Source organism: Streptomyces sp. NPDC054841, from assembly GCF_053611045.1.
In genome coordinates this window covers 1-17,702 of sequence record NZ_JBSGZO010000147.1, presented here as the reverse complement: position 1 = coordinate 17,702, position 17,702 = coordinate 1, and the positions used below count along the sequence as shown (strand labels likewise).

Here is a 17,702-nt window from a genome sequence, read left to right as displayed (position 1 = left end):
GGAAGCCCAGCGCCCAGTCCAGCCCGTACCGCTGGAACAGCTCTGCGCGCAACCGCGTCCGTGGCATGGGCGCCCCCGGCACCGCCACCGCGAAGACGGCGCCCATCAGCAGTGCGCGCAGCAGCGGATAGTCGGCGTCCACGTCCGACGAGCCGTACCGCTCCACCGTGCCGCGCAGCAGGGACGCCAGCCGCTGCTGCTCCGGGCACTGCACGAACCCCTCGGCCTGCAGAATTCCCGCCATATGGGCGCGCATGAGCACCGGTCGGTCCACCGCGAGCCCGAGAATCGCGTCGATCGCACGGGCCAGCAGCTCGCGGCCGTCGTCCGTGCGCGGCTCGCGCTCCAGTGCTTCCTCCAGCGTCAGATGCATCAGCCGGTGCACGGCCGACTGGAAGAGTTGCCGCTTGCCGGGGAAGTAGTACGAGACCAGACCGCGTGCCGATCCCGCCCGGTCGGCGATGTCCGCCAGGGTCGTCGCCTCGTAACCGCGCTCCCCGACGAGGTCCACGGTCGCCTGCAGCAGACGCTCCCGGGAACGCCGACGGAGCTCTTCATTGACCGATGCGCTCCGCGGGGACATGCTTGACTCCTGCGTTGACTGGCTCTCGGCCAATATACTCAGCGCGAACCGTTGAAAGGCACTCGCGTGCCTGGTCAGCGGCGTTGTGCGGGCGGACCGGGCGACGCGGGGGATCGCCCGGCCCGGCTGTCTCTGTCGTGCGTTCGTCCGGCTTCGGATGTCCGTGTTTCCTCGCCCTGGTCTCCATTGTCCGTCCCCGTGGTCCGGATTCACAGGTCGACCATTCCGAGTACCGGGCGCAGCCCCTCAGGCCGCTCGTTCACCGGCAGATGGTCCACGAAGTGCACGGAACAGCCCAGCCGCGCCGCGCCACCGTCCGCGTGCCGGTCGTCGCCCACCATCAGAACGTCCTGCGGATCGTGCCCCAGCGCCTCGCACGCCGCCCGGAACAGCCGTGTGTCCGGTTTCTGGACACCGTGCCGGTACGACAGGACGTATGCCTCCACGAACGGGTCAAGCCCGTGCGCCCGGAAGACCGGCCGCGGATCCCAGCCGATGTTGCTGACCACGGCGACGCCCGCCCCGCGGCGCCGCAGCTCGCCGAGCACCTCGGCCGCGTCCGGGTACGGGTGCCACGCGGGCGGTGTCTTGTGCCGCTCGTAGAGCGCGTCGTACAGCCGCGGATCCGGCAGCTCGACCCGGCGTGCGAGACCGACATAGGCATCACGATGCCGCTCGGCGTCCTCGTCACGGGTGGACCACAGCTCGGCGAGCGCCCCGGGAATCCGCTGCGGGGTCGAGCCGCCGGGCAGCGCCCCGGCCGCGTCCAGCTCGCGCGCGTACCGCTCGAAATCCTCCTGGCCGACCGAGACGCCCGTCTCGTCCAGGGCGGCGCGCAGCCAGGACGTGACGGGTTCGATCCGGAAGAGCGTTCCCGAGAAGTCGAAGAGCACGCCTTTGATCCCCATACGGCGATCCTCGCGGGCTCAGCGCTCCCGGTTCAAGACCGCGCGCTCGTACAGCACGACGGTCAGCGCCACCAGGCAGACTCCCAGCAGCCACCCGCCCACGACATCGGTGAACCAGTGCACCCCGAGATAGAGCCGGGTGAAGCCCACACCCAGCACCGAGACGGCGCCGAGCACCGCGGCGGCCCACCAGACCCACGCCCCCACGCCGGCCCGCCCCAGCAGCCAGAGCAGCAGCCCGCAGACGACGGTCGCCGTCATGGCGTGCCCCGACGGGAACGCGGCGTAGTGTGCGGAGTCCACGGGCTGCGGCCAGTGCGGCCGCTCCCGGCCCACCAGGGACTTCAGCCCCTGCTGCAGGGCCGAGCCCAGGGCGCCCGCCGCCGCCACCCACAGCGCGAGCAGCCACCTGCCCCGCCACAGCAGCAGCACGACCGCCGCGGCACCCAGCGCCCGCATCGTCCACGGGTCCCACACCCAGTCGCTGAACACCCGGTTGACCTGCGTGAACCCCGGCTCCGCCAGCGCGGAACGGTGCAGTTCCGCGGCGACCGTACGGTCGAAGGACAGCAACGGTCCCCAGCCCACGGCGACCATCACCAGCAGCAGCACCGAGAGGACGGCGGTCACCGCAGCGGTGCGGGCGGGGGCGGGTACGGGAGTGCGCGGCCGCGAAGCCGGAGTGGGGGAACCCATGGGGAGATCTTGCCGACGTTCGCCGCGGCGGGCTATCCCAGGGCGCGCAGACCGGGCACGAATGCCACCAGCAGAGGTACGACGGGGACCAGCGCCGCCGCCGCGGTCAGCCGCAGCCTGCGGCCGGCGGGAAGCCTGGGCACCGGCGCCAGCAGCCGGTGCACCCGCTGCGGCAGCTGCGCGTCCGGAGCCGGGCACGGCCCGAACACGCCGCGGTGCTCGTTGAGTTCGACCAGGGCGAGCGCGATGGTCAGCCGGCCGAAGCGGCGCGAGGCCACGTCGTCCGCGGCCAGCTCCACCAGCCGGTGCATCTCGTTGCGGAACGCCGCGAAGACCGGCACCTGCGGAAAGCCGGTGGCGAGCGCCGCCGAGCAGTGCAGCAGCCAGTCGTGACGCGCCCGTGCGTGCCCCTGCTCATGGGCGAGCACCGCATCGAGCTGACGGCCCTTCAGGCGACGCAGTGCGGCGGTGGTGATGACGAGCTGGGGCGCCGCGCCCGGCAGCCACCACGCGCCGGGACGTTCACCCTCCAGGACGACCAGCGGATCGCTGCCCGGGTCCTCACCCGGCAACACGGGGGAGCGCACGAGGAGTTCGGCCCGGCGCCGCTTGCGCCGTACGTGCGCCCGGCGGATCTCCTGGGTGAGCATCGCGCCGGTCCACAGCCCGCCGCACGCCAGCACCACGGCCAGCGCCGCCGACCACGGCCCGCCCGCGCCCAGCGCGTACGCCTCCACCACAGCGTGCGGCGCAGGCGCGAACACATGGCCCCGAACCGCCTGCCAGGCCACCGCCGCGCTGAAGATCATGGAAAGGGCGAAGCTCAGCAGCACCGCCGCCACCACGCACTGCCACACCCACAACGCCACCACAGGCTCGCGCTCCGGCCAGTCGGTCCGCGACATCAGCCGCGGGGCCACGACGGCGGCCAGTGCGCCGAGCGAGAGCAGCGCGAGGGAGACCATCATGTCGGCCAGCCTATGAGCGCGGGGCTACTCCCGGGTATGGCCGAGCGCGGCAAGTGACGTACGCCACCGTTTCACCACGCCGGGTCTCAGACGGTGAGCAGCATGGCGACCATGGCGACGCCCATGGACACCCGGCAGGCCAGCGCCAGCTCGGGCCGTGCGCCCCAGGCCACGGCCCCACCGCCCGCGGGCACGGCCACGGGCGCCAGCCGGGCACCCGCACGCAGCACGAACACCGTGAAGTAGACGAGCAACGCGCCTGTCAGGAACGGCACTCCGCCCGGACCCGCGTGTCCGCCGTGCGCCCCGGCCGCGGCCGGAGACATCGCCACGGCCATGTACACCATGGCCATCGAACCGACCAGATGATGCAGATGATGCGCGCCGCCCGGCGAGGGCCGGACACTCCGCAGGGCACGCAGCCCCGCCACGCCGAACACCGCGGCGTACACGAGCCAGGCCCACGACGGCGGGGGAACAACGGCGGCGGGTACGGCCATCGCGGCCATCCCGAACCCCATCACCGCCTCGCCGCCCGCCGTCCTGCGCTCCTCACCGGCACAGCTGCGCATCCGCAGGAGGCAGTACGCGCCGGACGCCGCGCACAGTGCCACGAGCAGCCAGCCCGCCGTCGCCGGTCCGTGCACCGAGCACCTCCCCGCTCATCGGTGTCGGGAGGGTGATGCCCGCAACCGGTGCGGCGCATACGAGCGCACAGGCGTACACAGGGCGCTCGGGGCGGTCCTCGATGCCCGGTTCGCTGTGGGGGTCCTTCCGTGTGCGTCGCGCCCCTTCGGCTCAGGGCCGGCGGCGCAGCGGATGGTCCTCGGGCACCTCGACCACCGCGATACGGACCCCGTCCGGATCGGTCAGCCACATCTCGACGAGCCCCCAGGGCTCCCGCTGCGGCGGCCGCTCCACCGCCGCACCCCGGGCCACCAGGTGCCCGTACGCCGCCTTCGCGTCGGACACCTGGAGCCACAGTGCGAGACCGGGAGCGGGTGGAGTGTCCGAACGTCCGGAGAGCTCCAGGAATCCGCCGCCCAGGAAGTAGACCGTCCCGCGGTCCGGCCCGGTGCCGAACTCGCGGTAGATCTGCAGGCCGAGGACGTCCTCGTAGAACCGCCGGGACCGCTCGGGGTCGGTCGGCCGCAGAAGGATGCGGCTGCTCAGCACGTGCATCATGGTCATCACGGTAGACCGCCGAGGCGCCCGCGTTAGGCTCGTGCGGACCGCGCGTTTCGGCGTGTACGAGGAGAACGGAGACCCGCACCATGGAGACCGCCCCGCCCCAGGGCCAGGCCCAGCTGTCCTTCCGCGACGCGATCGAAGCCGATGTGCCCGCGCTCGTCGAGCTGATCGAGTCGGCCTACCGCGGGGACTCCAGCCGGACCGGCTGGACCACGGAGGCGGACATCCTGGACGGGCAGCGGACCGACCCGGAGGGCGTCCGCCAGGTCATCACCGGGTCCGGCAGCCGGCTCCTCGCGGTGCTGCGCGACGGCGAGATCGTCGCGTGCTGCCAGCTCGAACACCGCGGCGATGCGGCGTACTTCGGCATGTTCGCCGTCCGCCCCGGACTCCAGGGCGGCGGCCTCGGCCGGCAGATCATCACCGAGGCCGAGCGCATCGCGCACGAGACATGGGGCGTACGTGAGATGCACATGACCGTCATCTCGGTGCGCGACGAGCTCATCGCCTGGTACGAGCGGCGCGGCTACCGCCGTACGGGAATGATGACGCCGTTCCCGTACGGCGACGAGCGCTTCGGCATTCCGCAGCGTGACGACCTGCAGTTCGAGCTGCTGGTGAAGCCGCTTCCGCAGTAGGGCCTGTCCGGGCGGCCTGTCCGGGCGGTCTTCGAAGGCCCGGCACGTCCGGCCGCACAGGGCCCGGGTCCGGGGTCAGGCCGTGAAGCGGCCGGTGCGCCGGATCTCGGGGAAGTCCGTGGTCGCGCCGTCGAGTTCGAGGGCGCGCACCAGTCGCAGATGATCCTGGGTGTTGACGACCCAGGCGATGACCTTGAGGCCCTCGCCGTGTGCGTGCTCCACGGTCTCCAGGGTCAGTCTGCGGATGTTCAGCGCGAGCGTGGCGGCGCCCACCGCCCGTGCGCGATCCACGACATCACTGTCCCAGCGGCTGGCGACCAGCGCCGTCCGTACCCCCGGCACCAGCGAGGCGATCGCCGCGATCGCCTCGTCCTGGAACGACGACACCTCGACCCGGCCCACCAGATCCCGCTTGAGCATCACATCGGCGAGCGCCCGCGCCGCCGCGACATCCTTGATCTCCGCCTGGAGCGGGGCGCTCACGGCGTCCAGGACCTCCTCGAAGACCGGGATGCGCTCGCCCTGACCGGCATCGAGCTCCCGCAGCTCGGCGAGGGTCTTCTCGGCGATCGGTCCGGTGCCGTCGGTCGTCCGGTCCACCTCGGCGTCGTGCATGACGACCAGCGAGCCGTCCTTGCTCAGATGGAGGTCCAGCTCGATGGCGTCCATACCCGCCCGTTCGGCTTGGACGAAGGAACGGAGGGTGTTCTCCGGTTCGACACCCATGACCCCGCGATGACCGATGGTGAGGAAACTCAAGATCTTCTCGCTTCCGTCGATGTTTTCGGACCGGGTCGCCTATGCGGCTCCCGCGCGGCGCTGGTGCCCCACGCGGCACTGCGGCAGCCTAATGGCCCTCGTCGACGGCGTAACCGGTCGTGCACAAGCTGAGGAGCGTGCGGGAACGGGAGGTTCCGGCGACGGCGTGACGTCTCGGGTCACTCATGCGTGGGCGTGTCACCCCGGTCTTGACGCAGCCGGTCCAGATCGCTCAGCAGCGCCTGTGCGAGGTCGAGCTCGGCGAGCTGCTGACGCTCGCTCCAGCGCAGGGCCACCTGCGGATGGGCCCACTCCGCGACACCCTCGGCACGGGCGAGCGCATCCCGTACCTCCCTCAGCTCGGCCTGCGTTCGCCGGACGTGCTCCTCGACGAGCTCCCGCAGCCGCTCCGGCGCGGCCAGATGGCCCAGCCAGACCCGCAGCACCAGGGGGTGCTTGAGGACGGGCGCCCCCGCGTCCCCGTCGCCCCCGGCCCATGCCGCGAGCGCGGAGCGGCCCGCATCGCTGATCGCGTACCGCCTCTTGGCGCGGGGCTCCTCAGGGCCCGAGCGCTGCGAGGTGACGTATCCGAGGCCCTCGAGCCGGCGCAGCTCCGCGTAGATCTGGCTGATCGCGGGTGACCAGTAGAAGAAGCGCAGTGAGGCGTCCGCCCACTTCTTCAGCTCGTAGCCGGTGCGCTCACCGGGGAAGGAGAGCAGCCCGAGCACCGCCCAGGCCGTTGCCGGGAGTTCCGCTGCGGATCCGTGCCGTCGCATCTCTTGCTTCTTCGGCATCTGACGATTAGTCATATGACGAATTGAAGTAACGGCAGGGCGCAGGACGCAACCCCTTGGAGGCACCGCCGTGCAGTTCTCCGTCATCTTCGAGGCCCAGCTCGCCGATCCGACCGTCGAGCGCGAGCATCAGGTCATCCGTGACTGTGTCGAACAGGCAGTCCTCGCCGAGGAGATGGGCTTCGACCGCATCTGGGCCGTCGAACACCACTCCCTCAAGTGGTACGCGCACATGAGCGCCCCGGAGATCTTCCTCACCTGGGTGGCGGCGCGGACCACGACCATCCGCATCGGTCATGGCGTCGTCTGCATGCCCTTCAACTTCAACCACCCCGTCCGGGTGGCCGAGCGCGCCGCGATGCTCGATCTGCTCTCCGGGGGTCGGCTCGACCTGGGTGCCGGACGCGGCGGCACCGACCAGGAGACCTCGTTGTGCGGCGTCGACAAGGGCCGTACGACGCAGGAGGTGGAGGAGGCGCTGCGGATCATCGGCAAGGCATGGCAGCAGGACGAGCTCGAGTACCACGGCGAGTTGCTCAGGATCGATCCGCATCCGATCCTGCCCCGTCCGCGCCAGGCCCCCCATCCGCCGCTCTTCCTCGCCTGCAGCCGCACGGAGACCCTGACCCAGGCCGCCGACCTCGGTATCGGGGCCCTGGTGATGGGTTTCGCCGGGCCCGCTTCCATCGCGCAGATGCGGGCCGCGTACGACAGCGCCGTCGCCGCCCGCGACGGCTCCCGCTTCGTCTCCACCGTCGTCAACGACCACTTCTCGGTGCTGTGTCCGACGATCGTCCTGGACGACCGGGCGCAGGCGCGGCGCATCGGCATCCGCGGCCAGCGGTTCTTCGCCCAGTCCATCGGCCACTGGTACGGCGGCGCGGGCATACCCGACGAGGCGGTCGTCGACGGAGCGGACGAGGCGGTGGCGATGCGCAGCGCTGCGGAGCAGGTCGTCGCCCGGCTGCACGAGCACCGGATCCCCGTGCGCCCGACGGCCACCGCCACCTTCAACGCCGATCACGCCTACGGCACCGCCGACGACGCCATCGCCTATGTGGAGCGGCTGCGTGACGCGGGCGCCGACGAGATCATGTGCCTGATCCAGATGGGGACCGTGCCGCAGGAGGCCTGTCTGGAGACGCTGCGACAGTGGGGCGAGAAGGTCATCCCGCACTTCGCGGGGAGGGGGAGCCGGTGACCGCCAGGGAGACCGGCCGCCTCGCGCCCGAGGCCCGCCCGTACGTGGACGCGATGAGCGCGGTCTTCCCCGATGTCGGGGGAGCGGTCACCGACGCGGCCGAGGCCCGGCGGATCCTCTCCGCCGCCCCGGCCCCGCCGGACCCGCTCCCGCCGGTGGGCCGGGTCCGTGACCGTACGATCCCGGGGCCCGCGGGGGACCTGGACCTGGCGGTACGGATCTACGAGCCGGAAGGCGGCAAGCGGCCCCGGCCGACCGTGGTCTTTCTCCACGGCGGCGGCTTCACCCTGTGCGGCCTGGACACCTACGAACGGACCTGCCGCACCCTCTGCCGTGCCGCCTCGGCGGTCGTCGTCTCCGTCGACCAGCGCCTCGCCCCCGAGGCGCGCTTCCCCGCGCCGCTGGAAGACGCGTACGCGGCCCTCGTCTGGGCGGCGGACCACATCGGGGAGCTCGGCGGCGACCCGGCGGCGCTCGTCGTCGCGGGCGACAGCTCGGGAGGCACCCTCGCCGCCGCAGGCGCCCTGCTCGCCCGGGACCGCGGCGGGCCGGCCATCGCCCTCCAGGCGCTGGTGTACCCGGCCACCGACGCGGCGATGGACACCGGTTCGTACCGGACCAACGCACACGGCTACTACCTCACCGCCGCGCACATGGAGTGGTTCTGGGCGCAGTACCTGGGGCCGGAGGGCGACCCCGCCGATCCGCTGGCCTCACCGCTGCGTGCCCGCCTGGAGGGCCTGCCGCCGGCGTACATCGTCACGGCCGGCTGCGATCCGCTCTGCGACGAGGGGCGGGCGTACGCGGCACGGCTCCGGGATGCGGGGGTGGCGGTCACCGAAGGACACTTCCCCGGGATGTTCCACGGCTTTCTGGCGCTGGCCGCGGTGCTCGAGGCCTCCCGGCGCGCTCTGCACGGGCTGGCCGAAGCCATCGCCTCGACGTCTGCACCCGACAGCAAAATCTTCGGTGACCACGGGGGTGCGACAGGATAATTTCCCAAGGTCACACTTGTATGGAAGAACGACGCATGGATACGGTGTCCTGACGCGAGGTTCTCCCGTGGAGGAAGTGACATGACGGAAATTCTTGTGCAGGACGCTGCCGGCAGCGCTACAGCTACTGCCGCGCGGGTGGTCGAGCACCCGGCTTGGCGGACACTCAAGGATGCCGTCGAAGCAATCAGGCCCTGGCAGTCCAAGGACGGCTCGATCGACTTCGACGCCGACGGCGCCCCGGTGCGTGCCACCGCCGAATTCGAGGTCAAGCGCCTGACCGCGGCCATCGAGGAACTCTCGCCGCTGCTCCCGCACGACGAGGCGTACCACCGCGCGGTCGTCGCCGACCTGCAGAAGTGGGCGGACGGCGGCTTCGAGGCGCCGGACTTCCTGGACTCGCTGCTCGCCTTCCAGCCCGCGGCGGACCGCAGGGACGGTCTCCAGCACCTGGTCGTCTTCCCGATGTACACGCAGAACGGCAACCCCGACCGCAACTTCGAGGCGGTCGTGCTGCGCATGGTCTGGCCGGAGTGGCTCGCCGAGCTGGAGGCCACCCGCTACGACAACCCGCTCTTCTGCGGCATCACCTTCGAGGACTTCACCGCCGGGTACGACACCAACTCGGCCGTGCTGTTCCCCGAGACCATAGCCGTGCGCGAGGCGCCCGAGCGGTTCAGCTGGGGCGGCATCTTCTGCGACCGCGAGGCCGCCCGTTTCCGCCGCGTCACGGACGCGGCCGTGGACATCCTCGGCGTCGAACTGCCCGAGGACATCGCCGCGATGGTCCACGACCAGGAGCGCTGCGAGAAGGCCTTCGTCCTCTGGGACATGATCCACGACCGCACCCACAGCCACGGTGACCTGCCGTTCGACCCGTTCATGATCAAGCAGCGCCAGCCGTTCTGGATGTACGGCCTGGAGGAGCTGCGCTGCGACCTCACCGCCTTCAAGGAGGCCGTGAAGCTGGAGGCCGAGGGCAACCAGCACGGCCGCGACGTCCAGTACGCGGTGCTGTTCGACCGGATGTTCCGCTTCCCGGTCAGCGGCGACCGTGTGCGCAACTACGACGGCCTCGGCGGCCAGCTGCTCTTCGCGTACCTCCACAAGCACGACGTCCTGCGTTGGACGGACAACCAGCTGAAGATCGACTGGGAGCGGGCCCCGCGGGTCACCAACGAGCTCTGCGCCGAGATCGAGACGCTGTACCGGGACGGCATCGACCGCCCGAAGCTCGTCCACTGGTTCAAGGCGTACGACCTGGTCTCCACCTACCTCGCCCCGCACCCCGGCTCCCGCTGGGCGAAGGGCCCTGACGCCCTGGACCTCAGCCAGCCCCCGCGCAAGCTGGTGGACGACGTGCTTCCGGACGAGTTTCCGCTCAGCATGTTCTATGAGGCGCTCTCGAAGAAGCTCAAAGATGTGATCGCCTCCACCAAGGGGATCACCGCGGGAGCCGCCGCGTGAGCTCTCGCACGGAGGAGACCACCAAAATGAACTCGAACGGCAACGGAGTGCTGGACGGAGCCGTGATCGCGGTGGCGGGTGCCGCCGGCCCCGCCGGCCGTGCCACCCTGCTGCGGCTGGCCGAGGCCGGGGCGATCGTCGTGGCCTCGGACGCGGACACCGAGCGGCTCGCCGCTGCGGTCGACGACGCTCGCTACGCGCACGGCGGCGCGACCGTCACCGGCGACACGGTCGACCTGCTCGACCTGAACGCCACTCGCGACTGGGCCACCCAGACCGAGAAGGAGTTCGGCCGGATCGACGGTCTGGTCCATCTCGTCGGCGGCTGGCGCGGCAGCGCGACCTTCGCCGAGACGGACCTCGCCGACTGGAATCTGCTGGAGAAGCTGCTGATCCGCACGGTCCAGCACACCTCCCTCGCCTTCCATGAGGCGCTGCAGCGCAGCAACAAGGGCCGCTTCGTCCTCGTCAGTCAGTCGGGTGCGGCCAAGCCCACCGAGGGCAACGCCGCGTACGCCGCCTCGAAGGCGGCCGCCGAGGCCTGGACCCTGGCGCTGGCCGATGCCTTCCGCAAGGCTGGGGGCGAGGAGGGCCCGCGCGCCGCGGCTGCCATCCTGATCATCAAGGCACTGGTGCACGACGCGATGCGCGCCGAGCGCCCCAATGCGAAGTTCGCGGGCTTCACGGACGTCAAGGAACTGGCCGAGGCCATTGCCGGAGTCTGGGACCGGCCCGCCGCGGAAGTGAATGGACAGCGTCTGTGGCTGACCCCCAAGCCGTGATCCCGTCGAAGACCGTGACCACGGATGCCCGTCGGCATCACGACCCCGGTGTCCGGGGCTTTGCCAGCGACAACTACGCGGGCGCGCACCCGGAGGTGATGGCCGCCCTCGCCCTGGCCAACGGCGGCCACCAGGTCTCCTACGGCGAGGACGCGTACACGGACCATCTCCAGCGGGTCATGCACAGCCACTTCGGTTCCTCCGCCGAGACCTTCCCGGTCTTCAACGGCACGGGAGCCAACGTCGTCGCACTCCAGGCCCTCACCGACCGCTGGGGCGCGGTGATCTGTGCCGAGACCGCGCACATCAACGTGGACGAGGGTGGTGCGCCGGAGCGGATGGGCGGCCTCAAGCTGCTGACCGTGCCGACGCCGGACGGCAAGCTCACGCCCGAGCTGATCGACCGGCAGGCGTGGGGCTGGGAAGACGAGCACCGCGCCATGCCGCAGGTCGTCTCGATCACCCAGAACACCGAGCTGGGCACCGTCTACACGGTGGACGAGATCCGCGCGATCGTCGACCACGCCCACGGGCACGGCATGAAGGTCCACCTCGACGGGGCCCGGATAGCCAACGCCGCGGCGTCGCTGAACGTGCCGATGCGCGCGTTCACCAATGCCGTCGGCGTGGACGTCCTCTCGTACGGCGGCACCAAGAACGGGATGCTCTTCGGCGAGGCCGTCGTCGTCCTCAACCCGGACGCGGTCAGCCACATGAAGCATCTGCGGAAGCTGTCCATGCAGCTCGCCTCCAAGATGCGCTTCGTCTCGGTGCAGTTGGAGGCACTGCTCGCCAAGGACCTGTGGCTGCGCAACGCGCGGCACTCCAACGCCATGGCCCAGCGTCTCGCAGAAGGTGTCAGGGCGGTCGACGGGGTGGAGATCCTCTACCCGGTCCAGGCGAACGCGGTCTTCGCCCGCCTCCCGCACGACGTGAGCAGGCGACTGCAGGAGCGTTTCCGCTTCTACTTCTGGGACGAGGCGGCCGGTGACGTCCGCTGGATGTGCTCCTTCGACACTGCCGAGGACGACGTGGACGCCTTTGTGCTGGCGCTGAAGGAAGAGATGGCGCGGTAACCCTCAGCTATGCATGGGTATGCGGCCGATTGAAAGTTCATTGACTCTCGGTCGGCCGCGTTCCTATGCTCGGGTGCCATGGAGCTGATTCAGCAGGCCCCCGAACTGTCCGCGTATCTTGCGGCCGACGAGGTCATCGACCACGATCATCCACTGGTCCGGGACACGGCCGCGCGCCTGCGCGCCGATGCGCCCGGCGCATATGCATACGCCAAGGCCGCGTTCGAGTTCGTCCGTGACACCATTCCGCACTCGTACGACTCCGGCGATCTGCGCGTCACCTGGCGCGCCTCCGACGTTCTGGATCAGGGCACCGGGATCTGTTACGCCAAGGCCCATGCGCTCGCCGCGCTGCTGCGCGCGGAGTCGATCCCGGCCGCGCTCTGCTATCAGAAGTTCGAAGTGGTGCACGGTCTGGTCGCGATCCGGATGCCGGGTGAGCAGGTATGGCACCGCCAGGATCCGAGGGGCAACAAGGCCGGTGTGGACGCCCAGTTCTCGCTGGGTGTGGAGCGACTGGCCTTCGTCCCCGATCCGGAGTCCAATGAGATGGACTACCCGGTACTGTATCCTGTACCTCATCCGGCGGTTCTGCATGCCCTGCAGTCGGCACAGGACCGGCCCTCCCTCTGGGAGAACCTTCCCGTCGCGCTCTGAAGCAAGGATGCCGATGCCCCTCACGCTCACCGTGTCCGACGAGGTACGCACCCTCGTCCCCGGCTTCACCCATCTCGCCGTCGAGGCTCATGGTCTGGTCAACGGGCCCAGCAGTGACGCGAGTTCGGTGCTGCTCGACGAGGCGGCGCGCCGCCTCGCGGAGCGGCTCGGCGGCAGCGCACCGCACGAGGACCCGCACATGGCCGCCTGGCGCGAGACGTACGGCGCGTTCGGTGCCAAGCCGTCCCGTACGCGCAACTCCGCCGAGGCGCTCGCCAGGCGCGCGCTGACCGAGGCCGGGCTGCCCCGGATCAACCTGCTCGTGGATGCGTACAACGCGATCAGCGTGGCGCATCTGATCCCGGTCGGCGGTGAGGACACCGATCACATCAAGGGGGACATGCGACTGGTACGGGCCACCGGTGAGGAGCCGTTCGCCACGCTCGCCGGCGGCGAGCCGGCTGTGGAGCACCCGGAGCCGGGCGAGATCGTCTGGCGCGACGACGAAGGTGTCACCTGCCGCCGCTGGAACTGGCGGCAGGGCGTCCGCACCCGGCTCACCGAGGAGTCCGTCAACGCGGTCTTCCTGCTGGAGAGCCTCGCACCGATGACGCGCGGCGCGCTCGAGGCCGCGGGCGCCGAGCTCGCCGAGTCACTGGAGAAGCTGAGCCCCGGGGCGTGGATCACCGTCCGCACCCCGGAGTGACGATTCAGCCGGCCTCGCGGACCTGGGCCGCAGTCGGAGCCGTGCCCCCGAGGTGCGCGGGCACCCACCAGGTGTCGCTCGCGTCCTTGGGGCGTACGGGATAGGAGCGCTGTGCCGCCTCCAGCAGCTCCTGCACCCGCTCGCGCAGCCGCCGCGTGATCGCTCCCGCGTACTGGTCGGTGGGCGCCTCCATCGGCTCGCCGACCCTTATCGTCACCGGGATGTGGCTGCGCTTGAGGTTCTTCGCGCGCCCCTTGGTCCACAGCCGCTGCGTGCCCCACAGCGCCATCGGGACGAGCGGCACCCCGGCCTCCTGAGCCAACCGCGCCGCGCCCGACTTGAAGCTCTTCAGCGTGAACGACTGGGAGATCGTGGCCTCCGGGAAGACCCCGATGATCTCACCCGCGCGCAGCGAGTCCAGCGCGTGCGCGTATGCCGCCTCGCCCTGGTTGCGGTCCACCGGAATGTGCTTCATACCGCGCATCAGCGGGCCCGAGATCCGGTGCCGGAACACGGAGTCCTTCGCCATGAAGCGCACCAGGCGCTTCTGCGGCAGCGCCGCCAGGCCGGAGAAGATGAAGTCGAGGTAGCTGATGTGATTGCTCACCAGCACCGCACCGCCGGACTGTGGGATGTTCTCCGACCCATGGGTGTCGATCTTCAGGTCCAGCGCCTTGAACATTGTGAGAGCAGCGCCGATGACCGGCCGGTAGACGAGCTCTGCCATCTGGGGGGAGACCCTTCCTTCAGTGTCCCCGGGAGGGTTCGCCCGGTGGAAGTTACGCAGCCGTAGGTTTTCGGCATTGGGCAGATCGTGCCCCATGTGTGGCGTAACAGCCAGTCCTGGGGGCGTCGCACGGCGAGATTCTCGTCACGTCGTGTCACAGATCCCCGCCCATTGCGTGTTCACGACGTCAGCCGCGCGCCGCCGTGGCCCGCCGGACCAGCGGGAACAGTGCGAAGACGAGCCCGACTTCCTGTGCGAAACGCGGCGGAGCGGGAGACTCGACGCCGCCCAGCATCCCGCAGCATGCGCGCAGAGAGGTGCCGGGAATCTTTGCGGTCCTGTGAATGCTTGAAGGGAACGATGACCGGACTTGTGGTGTGCGCGGTGGTCCTCGCGGCGGCCGGGCCTTCGGTCTGCTGCACCGGCGGACCAATGGGAGGCTGACGGTGCGCGGGCGGGACGAGGAGCGCAGGCTCGGATCGGCGGAGCTGGGTGCGGAACTGGGGGAGAGGGCCACCCTCGTACAGTTCTCGAGCGCCTTCTGTCAGCCGTGCCGGGCGACCCGGAGGACCCTCGCCGAGGTCGCCGGCATGGTCGACGGGGTCGCCCATGTCGAGATCGACGCGGAGGAAAAGCTGTCGCTGGTGCGTGAACTGGACATTCTGCGCACCCCCACCGTGCTGGTGCTGGACGCGCGCGGGCGGATCGTCCGCAGAGCGTCCGGGCAGCCCCGCAAAGCCGATGTGATCGCGGCCCTGGGTGCGGCGGTCTGAGGTGCGGTGAGCCGGTGCCGTGACACAGCTCCCATATCCCCGTACCGACTTGACTGCTCGTACCACCAATCGTCAGTCTGACCGAGTGCCACGACGATTCCTTCTCTTCGGCCGGCCCCATGTGGATCCGGCCCGCGATGCGCGCGCGCTCTGTCCGGGTGCCTGAGCAACCACGGACCCGTTCGCGCCCCATGCCATGCAGAAGGACAACTCCATGACGGCTTCGCCCGACCTCGGCACACCCCAGCTCGCCTCTCCCGACCTGCTGCGCTCCGTCTTCCGGCAGCATGCGGCAGGAGTCGCGGTGATCACCGCGCACGGCGACCGCCCTGTCGGTTTCACCGCCACGTCGCTCAACTCCGTCGCCGCCGAACCCCCGTTGATCTCGTTCGGCATCGGCACCACCTCGTCCAGCTGGCCGGTCGTCGCCGAGGCCGGACACATCGGCGTCCACATACTCGGTGAGCACCAGCGCGAGCTGGCCGCCACTTTCGCGCGCAGCGGCGCCGACCGCTTCGCCCCACCCACCCGATGGCGTAGTGGCCCGGAAGGTGTTCCGGTGCTGGACGGAGTGCTGGCCTGGCTGGTCTGCCGTGTCGTCGCCCGGGTGCCGGCAGGGGACCATCGCATCGTCGTCGCCGAGGTCGTCGCCGGGGACCCCGCGGGCGCCGGACGCCCGCTGATCTACCATCAGGGCCGCTTCAACGGGCTGAGGGACTGAGAAGTCCCGACTACGCTGCGTTGTCAACGTCACAGTTCCAAGCGCTTGCTCACTGGGAACAAACTGGGTGTACTGACGAGTAATATTTCGTTCGGAGCGCCGGTCGCCCCGACCGGAAACCCCGCCTTCAGGCGCCTATGCTGCCTGCACAAGGCAGCTCAGAAATGACGACGCAGTAGGAGAGCCGGCGTGAGCTTGAGGATCGTTGTCTGTGTGAAGTACGTGCCCGACGCCACCGGCGACCGGCACTTCGCCGATGACCTGACCGTCGACCGTGATGACGTGGACGGCCTGCTGTCGGAGCTCGACGAGTATGCGGTGGAGCAGGCGCTGCAGATCGCCGATGCGGCGGATGACGCGGAGATCACCGTGCTGACCGTCGGTCCGGAGGATGCCAAGGACGCGCTGCGCAAGGCGTTGTCGATGGGTGCGGACAAGGCCGTCCATGTCGAGGACGACGATCTGCACGGCACCGACGTGATGGGCACCTCGCTGGTGCTGGCGAAGGCGATCGAGAAGGCCGGCTACGACCTGGTCGTCTGCGGTATGGCCTCGACCGACGGCACCATGGGCGTGCTGCCGGCGATCCTCGCCGAGCGCCTGGGCGTCCCGCAGGTCACCCTGCTCTCCGAGGTCTCGGTCCAGGACGGCACCGTGAAGGGCCGCCGTGACGGTGACAGCGCCAGCGAGCAGCTTCAGGCGTCGCTGCCGGCGGTCGTGTCGGTGACCGACCAGTCGGGCGAGGCCCGCTACCCGTCCTTCAAGGGCATCATGGCGGCCAAGAAGAAGCCGGTGGAGTCCTGGGACCTGTCCGACCTGGAGATCGAGGCCGACGAGGTCGGTCTCGAGGGTGCCTGGAGTGCGGTGGACTCCGCGGCCGAGCGTCCGGCCCGCACCGCGGGCACGATCGTCAAGGACGAGGGCGAGGGCGGCAAGCAGCTGGCCGAGTTCCTGGCCGGCCAGAAGTTCATCTGAGCTTCGGCCATCACCCCAACCGCCCCCGCACACTTCGCATTCGCAGGAGAGCAATCCCATGGCTGAAGTTCTCGTCTACGTCGACCACGTGGACGGCGCCGTCCGCAAGCCCACCCTGGAACTGCTGACGCTGGCCCGCCGTCTCGGCGAGCCCGTCGCCGTCGCTCTTGGCTCCGGCGCCCAGGCCACCGCGCCCGCGCTCGCCGAGCACGGCGCCATCAAGGTGCTTGCCGCCGACGCCCCCGAGTTCGCCGACTACCTCGTCGTCCCGAAGGTCGACGCGCTGCAGGCCGCCTACGAGGCAGCGTCCGCCGCGGGCCCCCTGGCCGCCGTGCTGGTGCCGTCCTCCGCCGAGGGCAAGGAGATCGCGGCCCGTCTCGCGGTCCGTATCGGCTCCGGCATCATCACCGACGCCATCGACCTGGAGGCCGGCGACCAGGGCCCGGTGGCCACCCAGTCCGCGTTCGCCGCCGCGTTCACCACCAAGTCCCGCATCACCAAGGGCACCCCGGTCATCACCGTGAAGCCGAACTCGGCCCCCGTCGAGACCGCCCCGGCCGCCGGCACCGTCGAGACCCTGACCGTCTCGTTCGGCGAGAACGCCACCAGCACCAAGATCGTCTCCCGCACCCCGCGCGAGTCGACCGGCCGCCCCGAGCTCACCGAGGCCGCGATCGTCGTCTCCGGCGGCCGTGGCGTCAACGGCGCCGAGAACTTCGCGGTCATCGAGGCACTCGCCGACTCCCTCGGCGCCGTCGTCGGCGCCTCCCGCGCCGCCGTCGACGCCGGCTGGTACCCGCACACCAACCAGGTCGGCCAGACCGGCAAGAGCGTCTCCCCCCAGCTCTACATCGCCTCCGGCATCTCCGGCGCCATCCAGCACCGCGCCGGCATGCAGACCTCCAAGACCATCGTCGCCATCAACAAAGACGCCGAAGCCCCGATCTTCGACCTCGCCGACTACGGCGTCGTCGGCGACCTCTTCGAAGTCGTCCCCCAACTCACCCAGGAAATCAACACCCGCAAGGGCTGAACTCCCCAGACCTCCGTCCCGGGGCCGCGCGGTGAACCCCACCACGCGGCCC

20 protein-coding genes and 1 pseudogene are annotated in these 17,702 nt (G+C 70.3%); 12 read left to right on the top strand and 9 right to left on the bottom strand.

Going from position 1 to position 17,702, the window contains the following annotated elements:
• From ACWGI8_RS20630 to ACWGI8_RS20605, 6 genes are all read right to left on the bottom strand, one after another.
• Positions 1–583 (bottom strand): TetR/AcrR family transcriptional regulator (locus tag ACWGI8_RS20630; protein ID WP_453662815.1); only part of this gene is annotated, 583 nt, incomplete at its 3' end.
• A 209-nt stretch (positions 584–792) separates the two neighbouring features.
• A complete protein-coding gene (locus ACWGI8_RS20625) occupies positions 793–1,491 on the bottom strand; it encodes an HAD family hydrolase (RefSeq protein WP_453662813.1) in 699 nt (232 codons plus the stop codon).
• Positions 1,492–1,509: 18 nt separating this feature from the next.
• Complete coding sequence (locus ACWGI8_RS20620) at positions 1,510–2,187, bottom strand: phosphatase PAP2 family protein (protein ID WP_453662812.1); 678 nt, start codon at positions 2,185–2,187, stop codon at positions 1,510–1,512.
• Between the two features lie 32 nt (positions 2,188–2,219).
• Entirely contained in the window at positions 2,220–3,155 is a 936-nt protein-coding gene (locus ACWGI8_RS20615; RefSeq protein ID WP_453662811.1) for a M56 family metallopeptidase, read from the bottom strand.
• Between the two features lie 86 nt (positions 3,156–3,241).
• Positions 3,242–3,802, bottom strand: a complete 561-nt coding sequence (locus ACWGI8_RS20610) for a DUF5134 domain-containing protein (protein ID WP_453662809.1) — start codon at positions 3,800–3,802, stop codon at positions 3,242–3,244.
• A gap of 151 nt (positions 3,803–3,953) precedes the next feature.
• Positions 3,954–4,340 carry a VOC family protein gene (locus ACWGI8_RS20605; RefSeq protein WP_453662807.1) on the bottom strand — a complete coding sequence of 129 codons (387 nt, stop codon included), beginning with the start codon at positions 4,338–4,340 and terminating at the stop codon, positions 3,954–3,956.
• Positions 4,341–4,429: 89 nt separating this feature from the next.
• Here ACWGI8_RS20605 and ACWGI8_RS20600 point away from each other — a divergent pair, with 89 nt between their 5' ends.
• On the top strand, positions 4,430–4,984 hold the full coding sequence (locus tag ACWGI8_RS20600; protein WP_453662805.1) for a GNAT family N-acetyltransferase: 555 nt from the start codon (positions 4,430–4,432) through the stop codon (positions 4,982–4,984).
• A gap of 75 nt (positions 4,985–5,059) precedes the next feature.
• Here the strand turns inward: ACWGI8_RS20600 and ACWGI8_RS20595 are convergent, their stop codons facing one another.
• Positions 5,060–5,743, bottom strand: coding sequence for a glycerophosphodiester phosphodiesterase (locus ACWGI8_RS20595; RefSeq protein WP_453662803.1), 684 nt, complete (start codon positions 5,741–5,743; stop codon positions 5,060–5,062).
• 179 nt (positions 5,744–5,922) lie between these two features.
• Positions 5,923–6,552: a PadR family transcriptional regulator gene (locus ACWGI8_RS20590; RefSeq protein WP_453662802.1), complete on the bottom strand. Its 630-nt coding sequence runs from the start codon at positions 6,550–6,552 to the stop codon at positions 5,923–5,925.
• A gap of 55 nt (positions 6,553–6,607) precedes the next feature.
• On the opposite strand from ACWGI8_RS20590, the gene ACWGI8_RS20585 reads away from it, so the two are divergent.
• From ACWGI8_RS20585 to ACWGI8_RS20555, 7 genes are all read left to right on the top strand, one after another.
• Positions 6,608–7,738, top strand: coding sequence for an LLM class flavin-dependent oxidoreductase (locus ACWGI8_RS20585; protein WP_453662800.1), 1,131 nt, complete (start codon positions 6,608–6,610; stop codon positions 7,736–7,738).
• A complete protein-coding gene (locus ACWGI8_RS20580) occupies positions 7,735–8,733 on the top strand; it encodes an alpha/beta hydrolase (protein ID WP_453662798.1) in 999 nt (332 codons plus the stop codon). The genes ACWGI8_RS20585 and ACWGI8_RS20580 overlap by 4 nt, the downstream gene beginning before the upstream one ends.
• Before the next feature lie 81 nt (positions 8,734–8,814).
• Entirely contained in the window at positions 8,815–10,200 is a 1,386-nt protein-coding gene (locus tag ACWGI8_RS20575; protein ID WP_453662797.1) for a DUF6421 family protein, read from the top strand.
• A 26-nt stretch (positions 10,201–10,226) separates the two neighbouring features.
• Entirely contained in the window at positions 10,227–10,982 is a 756-nt protein-coding gene (locus ACWGI8_RS20570) for an SDR family NAD(P)-dependent oxidoreductase (protein WP_453662819.1), read from the top strand.
• 14 nt (positions 10,983–10,996) lie between these two features.
• Positions 10,997–12,058, top strand: coding sequence for a threonine aldolase family protein (locus ACWGI8_RS20565; protein WP_453662817.1), 1,062 nt, complete (start codon positions 10,997–10,999; stop codon positions 12,056–12,058).
• A 78-nt stretch (positions 12,059–12,136) separates the two neighbouring features.
• Positions 12,137–12,715 carry a transglutaminase domain-containing protein gene (locus ACWGI8_RS20560; protein ID WP_453662796.1) on the top strand — a complete coding sequence of 193 codons (579 nt, stop codon included), beginning with the start codon at positions 12,137–12,139 and terminating at the stop codon, positions 12,713–12,715.
• Between the two features lie 13 nt (positions 12,716–12,728).
• Positions 12,729–13,421, top strand: coding sequence for a B3/B4 domain-containing protein (locus ACWGI8_RS20555; protein ID WP_453662794.1), 693 nt, complete (start codon positions 12,729–12,731; stop codon positions 13,419–13,421).
• Between the two features lie 4 nt (positions 13,422–13,425).
• Here ACWGI8_RS20555 and ACWGI8_RS20550 read toward each other — a convergent pair whose 3' ends face one another.
• Positions 13,426–14,148, bottom strand: coding sequence for a lysophospholipid acyltransferase family protein (locus tag ACWGI8_RS20550; RefSeq protein WP_453662792.1), 723 nt, complete (start codon positions 14,146–14,148; stop codon positions 13,426–13,428).
• Between the two features lie 360 nt (positions 14,149–14,508).
• On the opposite strand from ACWGI8_RS20550, the pseudogene ACWGI8_RS20545 reads away from it, so the two are divergent.
• From ACWGI8_RS20545 to ACWGI8_RS20530, 4 genes and pseudogenes are all read left to right on the top strand, one after another.
• Positions 14,509–14,921: pseudogene (locus tag ACWGI8_RS20545) on the top strand (TlpA family protein disulfide reductase).
• 214 nt (positions 14,922–15,135) lie between these two features.
• The gene (locus tag ACWGI8_RS20540) at positions 15,136–15,642 is read left to right on the top strand and encodes a flavin reductase family protein (protein WP_453662791.1); all 507 of its coding nucleotides are present in this window, start codon (positions 15,136–15,138) and stop codon (positions 15,640–15,642) included.
• Between the two features lie 189 nt (positions 15,643–15,831).
• Positions 15,832–16,617 carry an electron transfer flavoprotein subunit beta/FixA family protein gene (locus ACWGI8_RS20535; RefSeq protein WP_453662789.1) on the top strand — a complete coding sequence of 262 codons (786 nt, stop codon included), beginning with the start codon at positions 15,832–15,834 and terminating at the stop codon, positions 16,615–16,617.
• A gap of 58 nt (positions 16,618–16,675) precedes the next feature.
• Positions 16,676–17,650 carry an electron transfer flavoprotein subunit alpha/FixB family protein gene (locus ACWGI8_RS20530; protein WP_453662787.1) on the top strand — a complete coding sequence of 325 codons (975 nt, stop codon included), beginning with the start codon at positions 16,676–16,678 and terminating at the stop codon, positions 17,648–17,650.
• Positions 17,651–17,702 lie beyond the last annotated feature (52 nt).

What these genes read in the sequence shown, in the direction of transcription:
- ACWGI8_RS20625 (WP_453662813.1), bottom strand. Translation starts at nt 1,491, where the DNA reads ATGGGGATCAAAGGCGTGCTCTTCGACTTCTCGGGAACGCTCTTCCGG.
- ACWGI8_RS20620 (WP_453662812.1), bottom strand. Translation starts at nt 2,187, where the DNA reads ATGGGTTCCCCCACTCCGGCTTCGCGGCCGCGCACTCCCGTACCCGCC.
- ACWGI8_RS20615 (WP_453662811.1), bottom strand. Translation starts at nt 3,155, where the DNA reads ATGATGGTCTCCCTCGCGCTGCTCTCGCTCGGCGCACTGGCCGCCGTC.
- ACWGI8_RS20605 (WP_453662807.1), bottom strand. Translation starts at nt 4,340, where the DNA reads ATGATGCACGTGCTGAGCAGCCGCATCCTTCTGCGGCCGACCGACCCC.
- ACWGI8_RS20600 (WP_453662805.1), top strand. Translation starts at nt 4,430, where the DNA reads ATGGAGACCGCCCCGCCCCAGGGCCAGGCCCAGCTGTCCTTCCGCGAC.
- ACWGI8_RS20590 (WP_453662802.1), bottom strand. Translation starts at nt 6,552, where the DNA reads ATGACTAATCGTCAGATGCCGAAGAAGCAAGAGATGCGACGGCACGGA.
- ACWGI8_RS20575 (WP_453662797.1), top strand. Translation starts at nt 8,815, where the DNA reads ATGACGGAAATTCTTGTGCAGGACGCTGCCGGCAGCGCTACAGCTACT.
- ACWGI8_RS20570 (WP_453662819.1), top strand. Translation starts at nt 10,227, where the DNA reads ATGAACTCGAACGGCAACGGAGTGCTGGACGGAGCCGTGATCGCGGTG.
- ACWGI8_RS20560 (WP_453662796.1), top strand. Translation starts at nt 12,137, where the DNA reads ATGGAGCTGATTCAGCAGGCCCCCGAACTGTCCGCGTATCTTGCGGCC.
- ACWGI8_RS20555 (WP_453662794.1), top strand. Translation starts at nt 12,729, where the DNA reads ATGCCCCTCACGCTCACCGTGTCCGACGAGGTACGCACCCTCGTCCCC.
- ACWGI8_RS20550 (WP_453662792.1), bottom strand. Translation starts at nt 14,148, where the DNA reads ATGGCAGAGCTCGTCTACCGGCCGGTCATCGGCGCTGCTCTCACAATG.
- ACWGI8_RS20540 (WP_453662791.1), top strand. Translation starts at nt 15,136, where the DNA reads ATGACGGCTTCGCCCGACCTCGGCACACCCCAGCTCGCCTCTCCCGAC.
- ACWGI8_RS20530 (WP_453662787.1), top strand. Translation starts at nt 16,676, where the DNA reads ATGGCTGAAGTTCTCGTCTACGTCGACCACGTGGACGGCGCCGTCCGC.